Annotated in this window: 18 protein-coding genes and 2 pseudogenes; 18 read left to right on the plus strand and 2 right to left on the minus strand. The window is 70.1% G+C overall.

Features of this window, described 5'->3' with window-relative positions; genetic code table 11:
- The first annotated feature begins 286 nt into the window (after positions 1 to 286).
- The 7 genes from U6N30_RS32810 to U6N30_RS32840 all read left to right on the plus strand — a co-directional run bounded on the left by U6N30_RS32810 (position 287) and on the right by U6N30_RS32840 (position 4,006).
- The gene (locus tag U6N30_RS32810) at positions 287 to 967 is read left to right on the plus strand and encodes a hypothetical protein (RefSeq protein WP_324275599.1); all 681 of its coding nucleotides are present in this window, start codon (positions 287 to 289) and stop codon (positions 965 to 967) included.
- Positions 968 to 1,005: 38 nt separating this feature from the next.
- Entirely contained in the window at positions 1,006 to 2,220 is a 1,215-nt protein-coding gene (locus tag U6N30_RS32815) for a hypothetical protein (RefSeq protein ID WP_324275600.1), read from the plus strand.
- Positions 2,221 to 2,368: 148 nt separating this feature from the next.
- On the plus strand, positions 2,369 to 2,554 hold the full coding sequence (locus tag U6N30_RS32820) for a hypothetical protein (RefSeq protein ID WP_324275601.1): 186 nt from the start codon (positions 2,369 to 2,371) through the stop codon (positions 2,552 to 2,554).
- Positions 2,555 to 2,599: 45 nt separating this feature from the next.
- Positions 2,600 to 2,848, plus strand: coding sequence for a hypothetical protein (locus U6N30_RS32825; protein ID WP_324275602.1), 249 nt, complete (start codon positions 2,600 to 2,602; stop codon positions 2,846 to 2,848).
- 153 nt (positions 2,849 to 3,001) lie between these two features.
- On the plus strand, positions 3,002 to 3,136 hold the full coding sequence (locus U6N30_RS32830; RefSeq protein ID WP_324275603.1) for a hypothetical protein: 135 nt from the start codon (positions 3,002 to 3,004) through the stop codon (positions 3,134 to 3,136).
- 96 nt (positions 3,137 to 3,232) lie between these two features.
- A complete protein-coding gene (locus U6N30_RS32835) occupies positions 3,233 to 3,598 on the plus strand; it encodes a YciI family protein (RefSeq protein WP_324275604.1) in 366 nt (121 codons plus the stop codon).
- A gap of 168 nt (positions 3,599 to 3,766) precedes the next feature.
- Entirely contained in the window at positions 3,767 to 4,006 is a 240-nt protein-coding gene (locus U6N30_RS32840) for a hypothetical protein (protein ID WP_324275605.1), read from the plus strand.
- Between the two features lie 101 nt (positions 4,007 to 4,107).
- On the opposite strand, the gene U6N30_RS32845 is transcribed toward U6N30_RS32840, so the two are convergent.
- Complete coding sequence (locus U6N30_RS32845; RefSeq protein WP_324278578.1) at positions 4,108 to 4,845, minus strand: SGNH/GDSL hydrolase family protein; 738 nt, start codon at positions 4,843 to 4,845, stop codon at positions 4,108 to 4,110.
- A gap of 180 nt (positions 4,846 to 5,025) precedes the next feature.
- Between U6N30_RS32845 and U6N30_RS32850 the strand changes: the two genes are divergently transcribed.
- The 10 genes and pseudogenes from U6N30_RS32850 to U6N30_RS32880 form a co-directional block, all read left to right on the plus strand.
- Positions 5,026 to 5,247, plus strand: coding sequence for a hypothetical protein (locus tag U6N30_RS32850; protein WP_324275606.1), 222 nt, complete (start codon positions 5,026 to 5,028; stop codon positions 5,245 to 5,247).
- A gap of 76 nt (positions 5,248 to 5,323) precedes the next feature.
- Entirely contained in the window at positions 5,324 to 5,695 is a 372-nt protein-coding gene (locus U6N30_RS35915; RefSeq protein ID WP_479690567.1) for a hypothetical protein, read from the plus strand.
- Positions 5,692 to 5,883 carry a hypothetical protein gene (locus U6N30_RS35920; protein ID WP_479690568.1) on the plus strand — a complete coding sequence of 64 codons (192 nt, stop codon included), beginning with the start codon at positions 5,692 to 5,694 and terminating at the stop codon, positions 5,881 to 5,883. The genes U6N30_RS35915 and U6N30_RS35920 overlap by 4 nt, the downstream gene beginning before the upstream one ends.
- 12 nt (positions 5,884 to 5,895) lie before the next feature.
- Positions 5,896 to 7,152 (plus strand): annotated as a pseudogene (locus U6N30_RS35925) (molybdopterin-dependent oxidoreductase); the annotation flags it as partial.
- Between the two features lie 151 nt (positions 7,153 to 7,303).
- A complete protein-coding gene (locus U6N30_RS35930; RefSeq protein WP_479690569.1) occupies positions 7,304 to 8,611 on the plus strand; it encodes a molybdopterin dinucleotide binding domain-containing protein in 1,308 nt (435 codons plus the stop codon).
- Between the two features lie 25 nt (positions 8,612 to 8,636).
- A complete protein-coding gene (locus tag U6N30_RS32860) occupies positions 8,637 to 9,605 on the plus strand; it encodes a 4Fe-4S dicluster domain-containing protein (protein WP_324275607.1) in 969 nt (322 codons plus the stop codon).
- Between the two features lie 105 nt (positions 9,606 to 9,710).
- Positions 9,711 to 9,992, plus strand: a complete 282-nt coding sequence (locus U6N30_RS32865; protein WP_324275608.1) for a hypothetical protein — start codon at positions 9,711 to 9,713, stop codon at positions 9,990 to 9,992.
- Positions 9,962 to 10,513 carry an NrfD/PsrC family molybdoenzyme membrane anchor subunit gene (gene nrfD, locus U6N30_RS32870; protein WP_324275609.1) on the plus strand — a complete coding sequence of 184 codons (552 nt, stop codon included), beginning with the start codon at positions 9,962 to 9,964 and terminating at the stop codon, positions 10,511 to 10,513. The genes U6N30_RS32865 and nrfD overlap by 31 nt, the downstream gene beginning before the upstream one ends.
- 16 nt (positions 10,514 to 10,529) lie before the next feature.
- Positions 10,530 to 10,724: a hypothetical protein gene (locus U6N30_RS32875; protein ID WP_324275610.1), complete on the plus strand. Its 195-nt coding sequence runs from the start codon at positions 10,530 to 10,532 to the stop codon at positions 10,722 to 10,724.
- A gap of 132 nt (positions 10,725 to 10,856) precedes the next feature.
- A pseudogene (locus U6N30_RS32880) lies at positions 10,857 to 11,111 on the plus strand (integrase core domain-containing protein); the annotation flags it as partial.
- Between the two features lie 3 nt (positions 11,112 to 11,114).
- Here U6N30_RS32880 and U6N30_RS32885 read toward each other — a convergent pair.
- Positions 11,115 to 11,756, minus strand: a complete 642-nt coding sequence (locus U6N30_RS32885; RefSeq protein ID WP_324275611.1) for a transposase — start codon at positions 11,754 to 11,756, stop codon at positions 11,115 to 11,117.
- Positions 11,757 to 12,418: 662 nt separating this feature from the next.
- Between U6N30_RS32885 and U6N30_RS32890 the strand changes: the two genes are divergently transcribed.
- Positions 12,419 to 13,729, plus strand: coding sequence for an alkaline phosphatase family protein (locus tag U6N30_RS32890; protein WP_324275612.1), 1,311 nt, complete (start codon positions 12,419 to 12,421; stop codon positions 13,727 to 13,729).
- Positions 13,730 to 13,858: the final 129 nt, after the last annotated feature.

Here is a 13,858-nt window from a genome sequence, read left to right on the forward strand (position 1 = left end):
GTCACCCGTCCGGGGAACGCCTCGTCCTGGTCGGCCGGCGCCGGACGCGCCGAGAGTCGCGTGTTTACCGCCAGAGGGGCGGGTAGCAGCCGTTCCAGTTCCGCGTGACCGTTGCGGGGCGCGCCTGCTTCCTGTCAGGGGCTGCGTCCGCAGCGACCCGGGGCGGCGGAGCGACACCGTAGTCGTGTCGGTAGGGGTGACCATGAGCGGACCAGGCGGACGGCACCGGCTTGCATCCGATGGGGGCGGTGCCGAGATCCACGGGGGTCGGCATCGCGCCCCGGCCGTGCTGCCTGCCTTCGCGCCGCCCCCAGGTCGGCACCGCGCTCCGGAGGACGACGAGGCCCACGAGGCCCACGAGGTGATGGTCCGGGAGAGGGCGATCCCGGTGCTGTCAGGGGCGAACGGGTCGCTGGCCGCTGCCGCCCTGGCGCTCCTCCTGGTCGTGGGGCAGTCGGAGTCGGGCGGATGGCTCGCCGACCCTCCGTACGACATGGGGCCGTCGGAGGCCGGGCCTGCGGGGCCGGGCGGCGGGGGCGCCGGCGAGCCGGGTGTCACGCCCGTCGGCCGAGGGTTCTCCCCGGATGTCGGCGGCATGGGCGACAGCTGGTCGGGAGGCGACTGGGCCGCGGCGCTGAGCCGGTCGGCCCTGGCCGGCACGACGACGCCTTGCACGACGGGGAACGGTGCGCGCCCCGCGGCGCAGCTGGCGTTCCGCAGTGCGCTGCCTGTGTTCACGGCGGCGCCGCAGGCATCGCGGGCAGGCGCGGTCGTGGCGGGACCGGCGCAGCAGGCGAGCGCACCGTCCGGCGGGACGCAGCAGGCCCCGGTCATCGCACCGCAGGGCCCGGTCGTCGCACCGCAGGGCCCGGTCGCTCCGGCGCAGGGGCGAGCGGATCGCAGCAGCCCGACGAGGGAGAAGCCGGCCCGCCGCCGGTGGGCGCGGCCCCGGCTGCCGGCCCTGTGATCGCACCGGTACCGCAGGGCGGGGAACGGGATCCACGCGTGGTGGATCCAGTTGTCGAGCCGTTCGAGCCCGTCGTCGATCCGGTGACCCCGGTGGTGGAGCCCATCGTCGATCCGGTGACTCGGGTGGTGGAGCCGGTGACTCCGGTGGTGGAGCCCGTCGTCGATCCGGTGACTCGGGTGGTGGAGCCGGTGACCCCGGTGGTGGAGCCCGTCGTCGATCCGGTGACCCGGGTGGTGGAGCCCGTCGTCGATCCGGTGACCCGGGTGGTGGAGCCGGTGGTGGAGCCGGTGACCCGGGTGGTGGAGCCGGTGGTGGAGCCGGTGACCCGGGTGGTGGAGCCGGTGGTGGAGCCGGTGACTCCGGTGGTGGAGCCCGTCGTCGATCCGGTGACCCCGGTGGTGGAGCCCGTCGTCGATCCGGTGACCCCGGTGGTGGAGCCCGTCGTCGATCCGGTGACCCCGGTGGTGGAGCCCGTCGTCGATCCGGTGACCCGGGTGGTGGAGCCGGTGACCCGTGTCGTGCAGCCGGTTGCCGGGCCGGTCACTCAGGTGCTGGAACCCGCGGCCGAGGCCGTCGGAAAGGTGACAGCACCGGTGGAGCGCGTCGTCGCCCCGGTGACTGAGGCGGTAGCTCCGGTCGAGGAGGCGGTTGCGCCCGTGACTCAGCAGCTGGCTCCGGTGGTCGAGCAGGCGGCTCCGGTGGTCGAGCAGGCTGCCCCGGTGGTCGAGGAAGTGGCTCCGGTGGCCGAGGACGTGGTGCCCGCGGTCGCGCAGCCGGTTGCGCCCGTGACTCAGGAGCTGGCTCCGGTCGTCGAGCAGGCGGCTCCGGTGGTCGAGCAGGCTGCCCCGGTGGTCAAGGACGTGGCTCCTGTGGTCGAGCAGGCGGCCCCGGTGGTCGAGCAGGCGGCCCCGGTGGTGGAGGAAGTTGCTCCGGTGGTCGAGCAGGCGGCCCCGGTGGTGGAGGAAGTTGCTCCGGTGGTCGAGCAGGCTGCCCCGGTGGTCGAGGACGTGGCTCCGGTGGTCGAGGACGTGGCTCCGGTCGTCGAGCAGGCGGCCCCGGTGGTGGAGGAAGTTGCTCCGGTGGTCGAGCAGGCTGCCCCGGTGGTGGCTCCGGCGGTCGAGACGGTCGCCCCCGTCGCCACCGAGACGGTCGCCCCCGTCGCCACCGAGACGGTCTCCCCGTCGCCACGGAGGCTGCTGCTCCCGTGGCCGAGGCGGCACCTCCCGTGGCCGAGGCGGCACCTCCGGTAGCCGAGGCGCTGCCGGGACCGGCGGATCTGCCGGTCGCGCCGGTCAGCGAGTCGCTGCCGATCCAGCTCCCCGGCTGATCGCCCGCCCACAGCCCGGCCACCCGTTGGATGGGCAGACGAGCCCCGTCGGATGTGGCAACCTCCCCGGTGTGGCGAAGCTGCTGGCCGTGTTCCTGACGGTGGTCGTGATCGTGGAGCTGGTGCTCATCCTGGGCATCGCCGGGGCGCTGTTCTGGTTCGGCGCGACCGGCACCATCGTCGCGGGTGCGGTGATGCTCGTCGTCGCGCTGGCCGCCGGGGTGCTCGCCCTGCGGTCCATGCGCCCCCAGCGGTGACCCGCGTCATCGCCGCGCCTTGCCCGATCGCGTGGTTGCCGAGTCGTGACCGTCGCGGTGCGTGCCGGTGGGCCGCGGGCGGCGGAAGCTTCGCCCGTGATCGGTGACGCCGAGGTGTTGGATCGAGTTCAGCGTGACGCCGACCGCGTCGTCCTCTGTCGCTGCGGTGGCGCGGGGCGCGTGGCCCATGCGCCGGTCAACGGTGACGGCGAGCGCTACGTGCGCGACACCTGCACCTGCACCTGGGACCGGCCCGGCCCGCACGAGCCGCGCCTGCCACCGCGCCGCCGCTGACCCGGGCGCGCCGGGGAGGAGTTATCGGCTCCCGCCGGCGCACACATAACGGATGCCGGACGTCACGTCACATCCGTCCCGCGAGTCACATCCGTCGGTTGTCCGGCTCCCCTCGTCAGTAGTTTTCGATGCCTACCGACGAGAGGGAATCCCATGACGACGACCTGGCGCACGGAGCACCATTCCGTCGATGCGGTCCGGAAGTGCCTCACCGTCGGCTTCTGGCTGCTGGCCGCCGGCGCCTCCGCCGTCCTGGGGCTCGACCTCGAGGTCGACGGCCGGTCCTGACCGCCCCGGCCGGACCGATGAGATCCGGCAGCGCACGAGGTCAGTTCGTCGTGAGTGCGGCCGGACGGGCCGCCGCGACGATCGTGGAGGACCACCGTGACGCAGTACCTGCTGTCCATGCCGCACGACTCGGCTGAGGAGCCGACGATGGCGACCATGGATCCCGCCGAGCTGGAGGCCGTGATGGCGGCGGCCGGCGCGTTCATCGAGGAGCTGACGGCGTCCGGCGCCCTGGTCTTCGCGGGCGGCCTGCACCCGCCGTCGACGGCGGTCACCGTCGACCACACCGGCGATGAACTCGCCCTCGCCGACGAGCCGTACACGCAGGCGCCGGAGTACCTCGGCGGCTTGTGGGTGGTCGAGGCACCGGACAAGGACGCCGCCGTCGCCTGGGCCGCGAAGGCCTCCAAGGCGCTCGGGGCCCGGATCGAGGTCCGCGCCTTCCAGGAGGTGCCGGCCTAGCGGCGTGCTCAGTCCCGCTGGGTGGCAGCGGCGTTCCGTCGATCTGCCAGGAGCTGTCGGACGGCGGGTCGATGCGCGCCACGGTGCCCGCCCCGAGCTACGACCTCGCCGGCTTCGCCCGCTGCGCCGACGCCCCTCACCGAGGCGGCGGTCGAACGCGGCGTGCCCGTGATCGACCCGGTCCTGCTGGGCTGCTGGGAGAACCCCGACCTGTTCGTCGAGGGCGTCCACCTGACCGTCGACGACTACGCGCAGTTCGCCGTGCTCCTGGCGCGTGCTCACGGTCTGACCGCGGTCGGCCCTGACCCCGGCCGGCCCTTGCCCTGCGGCTGTCTCGAAGCGGCCCCTCTGGGCTGCCTCCATGGCCCTCCCCGTTCCTCCTGGCTGCGCAGGGACCAACCGCGCTGATGCGCAAGAACGCGGTAATGCCGGCCCCGATAGCCGCATCGATGCGTATGAGCGCGGTTTCGGCGGCCGCCTGCAGTGACCCGAAGCCCGCCCTTAGTCGCTCAGGGGGTTGCCGCCGCCGCGGTGCCGGGGACCTCGGCGAGCAGCCGGCGGACGACGGGCTCGATGCGGTCGGCCAGGTAGACGTGCCCGGCATCGGTCGGGCTGATCAGGTCGGCGCCGATCAGCCCGGTGCCGTCGAAGAACCAGCCCTCGGCGAGCGGGTCGACGAAGGTCGCGCCCGCGGCCGCGGCGGCCTGCTGGACGGCGTCGCGCACCGGCGGCAGCTCCGGCGGGACGGCGGCGTCGCTCCAGGCCGGGCCGATGACGAGCAGCTCGGTCTCGGGGGCGGCGGCCCGGATGGCCTCGAACGTGCGGGTGGCCGCGGCGGCGATCTCCTCCGGCGGGAAGGGGTAGTCGTTGCGGCCGCCGAAGACGATCGTCACGTCGGCGGTGGGCTCCGGCCCGTTCTGCACGAGGGTGGGGAAGGTGTCTCCGGTGGTGGCCGCCGTCGCCACGTACCCGGCGGAGGGCACGGCGTGCGCCACCGTGGCCTCGGCCCCGATCCGCTCGCTGACGATCGCCGGCCAGCCGGCCGCGCCCTGGCCGCCGAGCTCGGTGCCGGAGACGTGCCAGTCGCCGTAGAAGGCCAGGACCGGAGTGTCCTCGGTCGCGGGGGCCGTGGAGGCGGCGGAGCTGGTCGGTTCGCTCGATCCGGCCGCGTCCGTCGGCGGGTCGAAGGCCGGCGGGGTGCGGGTGCTCGCGTACCAGGCGGAGGCGCCGACGGCGATCGCCGTCACCAACAGGACGACGAGGATGACCAGGCCCTCGGTGCGGGAGGGAGCGGCAGGCGCGCGAAGAATCCCGGCCCGTCAGGCGCCCTTGCCACATCCGGGACGGTACCGCCCGATTCCGCATGCCGCCGGGCGCTCCAGGTCATGGCGCGTACCTGGTACCGCCGGGCTCGGACGGCTGACAGGATGATCACCGTGGACGTGCGACAACGACGGGCCACCCAGATGGGGCGCAGCGACCAGCCGTGCGGCGTCTGCGGCAGCGCGAACGTGGTGGCCATGAGGTCCCATGCCGTGCGCCGCGGCGCCGCCTGGATCAACCCGCGGTTCGATCCGGCGCCCCGCACGCACGACCTCTGCCGCGACTGCGGCGCCAAGCACCGCACCGAGAACGGCGTCCGCGTCTGACCTCGGCCGCACCGACCGCGGACACGCGCACGACTCCGTGGTGCCAGACCCAGTTTCGGGTGGCAGAGTTCCGGGAGTGAAGACCTGGCTCGACGCCTGGCCGGTGTACCGGCAGCTGACCGGCACGGATCCCTTGGGCCGCGGCAAGGCCGCGCGCAGCAAGGCGACCGATGCCACCGTGTCCCGCACCGCGACAGCCGACAAGGTCGTGAAGAGCGTCTGCCCGTACTGCGCCGTCGGCTGCGCGCAGAACGTGTACGTGAAGGACGAGAAGATCGTCCAGATCGAGGGCGACCCGGATTCGCCGATCAACAGGGCCGGCTGTGCCCCAAGGGCAGCGCGAGCAAGCAGCTGGTCACCAGCCCCAGCCGGGTCACCACGGTCAAGTACCGCCGTCCGTACGCCACGGACTGGGAGGACCTCGACCTCGACACGGCGATGGAGATGATCGCTGACCGCGTCCTCGAGGCCCGGAAGAAGGGCTGGCAGGACGAGGACGGCGGCGAGCGCGTCAACCGCACCATGGGGATAGCGAGCCTCGGAGGGGCGACCCTCGACAACGAGGAGAACTACCTCATGAAGAAGCTCTACAGCGCCCTGGGCGCGATCCAGATCGAGAACCAGGCCCGGATATAGCACTCTGCGACGGTGCCCGGTCTGGGTGCCTCGTTCGGCCGTGGTGGCGCAACCAACTTCCTGGAAGACCTGGCGAACTCCGACTGCATCGTCATCGAGGGTTCGAACATGGCCGAGTGCCACCCGGTGGGCTTCCAGTGGGTGACCGAGGCCAAGGCGCGCGGCGCCAAGGTCATCCACATCGACCCGCGGTTCACCCGCACCAGCGCGATCGCCGACCTGCACGTCCCGCTGCGCATCGGCACCGACATCGCGTTCCTCGGCGGCCTGATCAAGTACGTGCTCGACAACGAGCTGTACTTCAAGGACTACGTGGCCGCGTACACCAACGCCGCCGCCCTGGTCGGTGAGGAGTTCGTCGACGCCGAGGACCTCGACGGCCTGTTCTCCGGGTTCGACGCCGAGAACCGGATCTACGACGAGGACAGCTGGCAGTACGAGCCGCAGGACCCGCCGCAGTCCGGCGCCGACGACCCGGCCGAGGCCGCCGAGCAGGACAAGCTCGAGGACGACCCGTCGGTCAAGCACTCCGACCGGGCGCAGGCCGCCGGCAGCGGCGGGCCGCCAATCCCGGCCAAGCCCAAGCGGGACGAGACGCTGCAGCACCCGCGCTCGGTGTTCCAGATCCTCAAGCGGCACTTCGACCGCTACACGCCGGAGATGGTGTCGGAGGTCTGCGGCATCGAGCCGGAGGTGTTCAAGCAGGTCGCGAAGTGGGTCACCAGCAACAGCGGCCGCGACCGGACGACGGCGTGGGTGTACTCCGTGGGCTGGACGCAGCACAGCGTCGGCGCGCAGTACATCCGCACCTGCTCGATCCTGCAGACGCTGCTGGGCAACATCGGCCGCCCCGGTGGCGGCATCCTGGCGCTGCGCGGGCACGCCAGCATCCAGGGCTCCACCGACGTGCCGACGCTGTTCAACCTGCTGCCCGGCTACCTGCCGATGCCGCACGCCCACCAGCACCACGACCTCGACGAGTACGTGGCCGACGCGGCCGGCAAGGCCGGCTTCTGGGGCAACAAGCCGTCCTACATGGTCAGCCTGCTCAAGGCCTGGTGGGGCGACGCGGCGACGGCGGAGAACGACTTCGCCTTCGACTACCTGCCGCGGATCAACGGCGACCACAGCTCCTACCGGACCATCGCCGACATGATCAAGGGGAAGGTGTCCGGCTACTTCCTGGTCGGCGAGAACCCCACGGTCGGGCACCCGAACAGCCGGATGAACCGGTTCGGCCTGGCCAACCTGGACTGGCTGGTCGTCCGCGACCTGCAGATGATCGAGTCGGCGACCTTCTGGAAGGAGGGCCCGGAGCACGAGACGGGGAGATGTCCCCGAGACGATCGGCACCGAGGTCTTCTTCATGCCGGCGGCCACGCACGTGGAGAAGGAAGGCACCTTCACCCAGACCCAGCGGGTGCTGCAGTGGCGGCACAAGGCGGTCGAGCCGCCGAACGACGCCCGCGCCGACCTGTGGTTCTACTTCCACCTCGGCCGGATCCTGCGCGAGCGGCTGAAGGACTCGACGGATCCGCGGGATCGCCCGCTGCTCGACCTCACCTGGGACTACCCGGTGGAGGGTGAACACCACGAGCCGAGCGCCGACGCGGTGCTGCGCGAGATCAACGGCTTCGGTGCTGACGGCGAGCTGCTGAACTCCTATCTGCAGATGAAGGACGACGGCTCCACCAGCGGTGGCTGCTGGATCTACACCGGCGTCTACGCCGACGGGGTCAACCAGGCCGCCCGCCGCAAGCCCGCCAAGGAGCAGGGCGCCGTCGCCTCGGAGTGGGGCTGGGCCTGGCCGCTCAACCGCCGGATGCTCTACAACCGCGCCTCGGCCGACCCTGACGGCAAGCCGTGGAGCGAGCGCAAGAAGTACGTGTGGTGGGACGAGGACGCCGGCGAGTGGACCGGCCTGGACATCCCGGATTTCGAGAAGAACAAGCGCCCGGACTACGTGCCGCCCGAGGGCGCCCGCGCGCAGGACGCGCTGGCCGGCAACGACCCGTTCGTCATGCAGGGCGACGGCAAGGCGTGGCTGTTCGCGCCGGCCGGCGTCGTCGACGGGCCGCTGCCGACGCACTACGAGCCGGCCGAGTCGGTGGTGGAGAACGGGCTGTACAAGCAGCAGGCGAACCCGACGCTGGAGATGATCGAGGGGCCCTGGAACCGGGCCAACCCGACCCGCAGCGACGTCTTCCCGTTCGCCGTCACCACCTACCGGCTGACCGAGCACCACACGGCCGGCGGGATGAGCCGCACGCTGCCCTACCTGGCCGAGCTGCAGCCGGAGTTCTTCGTCGAGGTGAGCCCCGAGCTCGCCCAGCTCCGCGGCCTGACGCACAACGACTACGCCACGCTGGTCAGCGCACGGACGGCGATCGAGGCCAAGGTGCTGGTGACCGAGCGGGTGCGGCCGATCAGGCTGCGCGACGGCACGGTCGTGCACCAGATCGGCATGCCGTACCACTGGTCCTACAGCGGCATCTCCACCGGTGACGCCGCCAACGACCTGCTGGGCATCGTGATGGACGCCAACACCCACATCCAGGAGTCGAAGGTGTCCACCTGCGACATCCGGCCGGGACGGCGCCCCCGCGGGCCGGAGCTGCTGGAGTTCGTCGAGTCCTACCGCCGGCGGGCCGACGTGCCCTCGGGCCGGGTGGGCGTGAACGGCCGCGACCCGGTGGACGCCAAGGCCGGCGAGGGCTCCACGCTGTGACCACGCTTCTCGAGAGGAGGCCGGCATGACCTCCGTCAGCTCGGCGAGCCCGGGGCTCGCCCAGAACGATCCGAAGAACCGGTTGTTCGGGCCGCTGCCCGACGTGTCGGCGGAGGCCGGCTACGTCGAGGAGCACCCGAAGCGGGTCGGCTTCTTCACCGACACCTCGGTCTGCATCGGCTGCAAGGCCTGCGAGGTGGCGTGCAAGGAGTGGAACACGCTGCCGATGGACGACGCGGACGGCAAGCGCGACGCCATCGGGATGTCGGGGATGTCCTACGACAACACCGGCATGCTGGGCGCCAACTCGTGGCGGCACGTGGCCTTCATCGAGCAGACGCGGGTCGTCGACCTGCCGATGCCGGCCGTGGGCCTGCCGGGGGCGAAGAACCGCCCGGAGACGACGGAGCTGCCGCCGCCGGACACCGGCGACGTGAACACCACCGCCAAGGCGCAGGCCAGCGTGCTCAACGCGGAGGCGCTCGCCGAGTTCGACCCGCAGACCGGCCAGAGCGGCGCGGACAAGCAGATCCGCTGGCTGATGAGCTCCGACGTCTGCAAGCACTGCACGCACGCCGGCTGCCTGGACGTCTGCCCCACCGGGGCGCTGTTCCGCACCGAGTTCGGCACCGTGGTGGTGCAGCAGGACATCTGCAACGGCTGCGGCTACTGCGTGCCCTCCTGCCCGTACGGGGTCATCGACCAGCGCAAGGACGACGGCCGGGTCTTCAAGTGCACGATGTGCTACGACCGGCTGACCGACGGGCTGCAGCCGGCGTGCGCGACGGCGTGCCCGACTCAGTCGATCCAGTTCGGTGACCTCGACGAGCTGCAGGCGCGGGCCGACGCCCGGCTGGCGACGTTGCAGGAGCAGGGCGTGGAGACCGCGCGGCTGTACGGGCGCGACGAGAACGACGGCGTCGGGGAGCGGGCGCGTTTTTCCTGCTGCTCGACGAGCCGGAGGTCTACGGCCTGCCGCCGGACCCGATCGTGACCACCCGCGACCTGCCGGCCATGTGGAAGGCGGCCGCCACGGGTGCGGCCATGATCGTCGGGGTCGCGCTGTCGGCGATCCTCGGCTCGCGGAAGCGGTGACGGCGTGACCAGTGGCATCACCACTCCGGGGGCGGGCTGGCGGCGGGCGGACGGCCCGGCGGCGCAGAAGAGCCAGAAGCGGCGGCGCAAGGGCGGCCGGCGCGGCCGCAACGCCGAGATCGCCATGGTCGAGGAGGCCGAGTTCACCTCCTACTACGGCCGGCCGATCATCAAGCCGCCGGTGTGGAAGACGCCGGACGTGCCGCTGTACCTGTTCCTCGGGGAGCGGCGGGCACGTCGTCGGTGCTGGGGGCGATGGCCGACCTCACCGGCCGACCGGCGCTGACCCGGGTGGCGCGCTACGTGGCCGGTGGCGGATCGATCGCCTCGGTGGGGTTCCTGATCCACGACCTGGGGCGGCCGGAGCGGTTCCTGCACATGCTGCGGGTGTTCAAACCGACGTCGCCGCTGTCGGTGGGCACGTACATCCTGTCGCCGTTCAGCGCGGCGGCGGGGGCGACGGCGGCGGTGGAGCTGCTGGGCTGGTTCCCGAGGCTGAAGCGCTTCGGCGGCATCGTGGCCGGTCTGTTCGGTGGGCCGATGGCGACCTACACCGCGGTGCTGCTGACCAACACGGCGGTGCCGTCGTGGCACGACTTCCACACCAAGCTGCCGTTCGTCTTCGCCGGCTCGGCGATGGCGGCCGGGGAGGGCTGTGCATGGTGTTCACGCCGGTCGAGGAGGCGGGCCCGGCGCGGAAGATGGCGGTGGCCGGTGCGGCGCTCGAGCTGGCTGTGGTGCACCAGGTGGAGAACGACGAGAGCATCGTCTCCGAGCCGTACCACGAGGGCCGGGCCGGGAAGCTGATGCGGGCCGCGAAGACGTGCACCGCTGCGGGGCTGGGTTGACCGTGGTCGCCGGGCGGACCCGGGTGGGCGCAGTTACGTCAGGAACGCTATTGGCGGCCGGGTCGCTGCTCACCCGCTTCGGGGTGTTCGACGCCGGCATGGCCAGCGCCCGCGACCCCAAGTACACCGTCATCCCACAGCGCGAGCGGATGGCCGCGCATAACGAATGAATCGGCTCCGTCATGCCCTGAGCCGGATGGTTGCGGAGTTCGCGGGTCCAGTCGCATGGTCGCGTCCTGACCCGGAGGGTGAAGACCGATGGCCATGCAGTATGTCGGATCTTCCCACCAACGAGTCTCCCCAGGCCTTTGATGGCGCCTAGTGGCAGCGTCGCGGACTGCTTCGACAACGCGCTGGCCGAGAGCGTGTTCGCCACGCTGGAGTGTGAGCTGTTCGACCAGCAGCCCGGCGGCCGCTTCACCACCCGACGAGAGGCCAAGCTCGCCGTCTTCGACCACCTCGAGACCTTCTACAACCCGCGCCGGCGGCACTCGGCTCTCGGCCAGATCGCCCCGACGACGTTCGAAGCACGGCACACTCTCACCACCGCGGCCTGAGTCTCAGACCGCAGAAGCGAGGTGTCCACGCAAGCGGGCCAACTCCAGTTCCCTCGGTGCCGGCGTTGGTGGTGCAGGTTTGCAGGAAGCCGAGTATCTCGGGCCACCAGGCTTCGAGTGTGCCGGCCGGACGTCCGAGTTCGGGCAGCCGGAAGTCGGCGCACCAGGCGTAGAACCGGTGCAGCCGGGCCGAGATCTCGTGCCGGTGGCCGCCGGAGCGGGCGCAGGCCAGCAGCGCGCAGTTCCTCTTTCGCGATCCAGGCGGTGAGTGAGGATGTTGCTGGTCGGGTCGGCGTCGACCAGCTTGTTCCAAGTGCGACGGAACCGCTCGGGCCACAGCCGTTCGCGACCGCGCAGCAGCCGCTGACGGGCCGCCCACGCTGGGTCGGTGGCTCGTCCGCGGCGACCGTGCAGATCCCAGGTGACCCGGCGGCGGACGTCGGTGATCGCCTGGTTGGCCAGCCGCACGAGGTGGAAGTGGTCGGCGACGAGCAGGGCGTGCGGCGGCGACGGCGGCCCGTAGGTAGCGCACAGGTCCATCGCGAGACTGCACGGCCCAGGGGCGGGCAGCTGGGCGGTGGCGGTGGCGGTGGCGGTGGCGGTGGCGGTGGCGGTGGCGGTGGCGGTGGCGGTGGCGATGAACATTTCGTGTGCGGCCGTTGAGCCCAGCAGCTCCGCGCAGGCGACCAGGAGGCCGGCAGCCCTCGACGATCCGGTCGGCCACTTGCCGCCGCAGTCGCCCGGTCACCCGGGCCCCGGCCGGCACCTCGGCGATCTGCTCGGTGAACGCCCGCCGCGTACAGGCGGTCTCCCGGCAGGCGTACTGGACCTTGTGCCAGCGGACCGCCAGCGGCGCTTCGCCGTAGGGCGCATCCCGCGGCCGGGTCACCCGCCGCTGCCGGATCGAGACGACCCCGCTTTAGGGCACGCCGCCGCGGTCTCGTCGTCGGTCACTACGTGCACCACACGGGCGCCGTCCGCGGCGCGGACCACCTTTAGCACCACAACTTCGGGCAGGCCGAACAGGATCGTCGTACCGTCTGAACTACTCGTGGTCCCTCTGCTGCCGGCTCGAACCATCGCCAGCATCGAGAGGCCGCGGGCCTTTTCGCCCGAAGCCGCGATCCCTACAAGGATCATGCCCTTCTCCCCCTCGGGATCGAAGAGCCCCTGTTGCCCATCCGGGGCTGTCCTCTACCACGGAGCTGGGCCGTCTCGAGCCTTTGCTAGAGTGCACGATCACGACTGCGCTCTTGGGCGCAAGGGGGCCCTGCCGACCCGCGAAGTTTGAATAGGAAGGTTGGACGATGCCGGGCGTTATCTCCTTGGAGTTGAACGAGCTCAACTTTGACCTGCTAGAGCACTACGTGACTCAAGGCAAGCTCCTGCATTTCCAGCGACTCCTGTCCGATTATAAGCGGTATGACACCGTGGCGGAGTCCGAGTTCTCTCACGTCGAGCCTTGGATTCAGTGGGTTACGGTCCACACCGGTCTAGATTTCGCAGAGCATGGCGTCTTTCGCCTGGGTGACATTACGGACGCGCCATATGAGCAGATTTGGGAACGACTGGAGCGAGAATTAGGCGTTACGGTCGCCGCGCTGTCGCCTATGAACGCCAGCCTCGCAGCCAAGCAACCGGCGTTCTTCGTGCCCGATCCCTGGACGACGACCGAGGTCCATGGATCGCTGGATCTCAGACTGCTTTACAAAGCAATCCGGGCGAGCGTTAACAACAATGCCGAAGGATCTTTTAGCGTCGGTAGCCTTATCCGCCTAGCGGTGGGCGCAGCCTTCAATATCCAATGGAAGAACCTGTTGCGCTATGCGACCCTCGCGCGCAGATCGCTGTCTCGAAAGTGGCTCAGGGCGGCATTTCTCGACTTCCTCTTGACCGACACTTTCATCACTCAATGGAACCGGCATCGACCTACTTACGCCACGCTGATGCTGAATGCCGCAGCGCATGTGCAGCACCACTACATGTTCTCCTCACCACACTACGATGGCGTCCACCGAAACCCCGGCTGGTACGTCGCCGAAGGCGAAGACCCGGTCGGAGACATCTATCGTGTCTACGATGCCGCACTTGGGGAATTGTTTAAGCTCGTTGATGCCCACCAAGTGCGACTCCTCGTCATGACAGGACTTAGCCAGGTCGCCAATCCGGAGATCATCTACTACTACCGACCGCTTGACCATTCACGGCTGATGGAGCTTCTGAATGTTCAGGGTGTAACAAAAGTAGAGCCCCGAATGTCCCGGGATTTTCTCGTGGAGTTTGATACAGAAGAGGCAACGCGCCGAGGTGGCGCATTATTGAGCTCCGTCACGATGGAGGACGGCTCGCCACTCTTTTCCGTGGATAACCGAGGGCGAACTCTCTTCGTGAAGGTAGCGTACATAAAGGAGATGCAGCCCGGGCTAACTGCATCTGTGAACGGTACGAAGATCGCCGATGTAGACTCTCTTTTCGTTCACGTCTCAATCGAGAATGCAATCCATTCTACCGTGGGGACCTTCATCGACTGTGGCGAACCGGCCGGAGTGGTCGAGAAGATTCCTTTGCCTTCACTCTTTGACTACGCATACTCGACGGTGAAGCGGCAACTTCCGTGAGTGTCAGTCCGGACATCGCAGAACTGCGCATACGCGGCGCCCGCCTTTCTCTAATCGCTGGCGACCACTTGGTGGATGCCGTCCACCGCGAAGCGATTGACGGGGTGCACGGCTATGTCTGCGTAGCAA

Origin of the sequence: Blastococcus brunescens (assembly GCF_035320885.1) — a bacterium.
Taxonomy (GTDB): domain Bacteria; phylum Actinomycetota; class Actinomycetes; order Mycobacteriales; family Geodermatophilaceae; genus Blastococcus_B; species Blastococcus_B brunescens.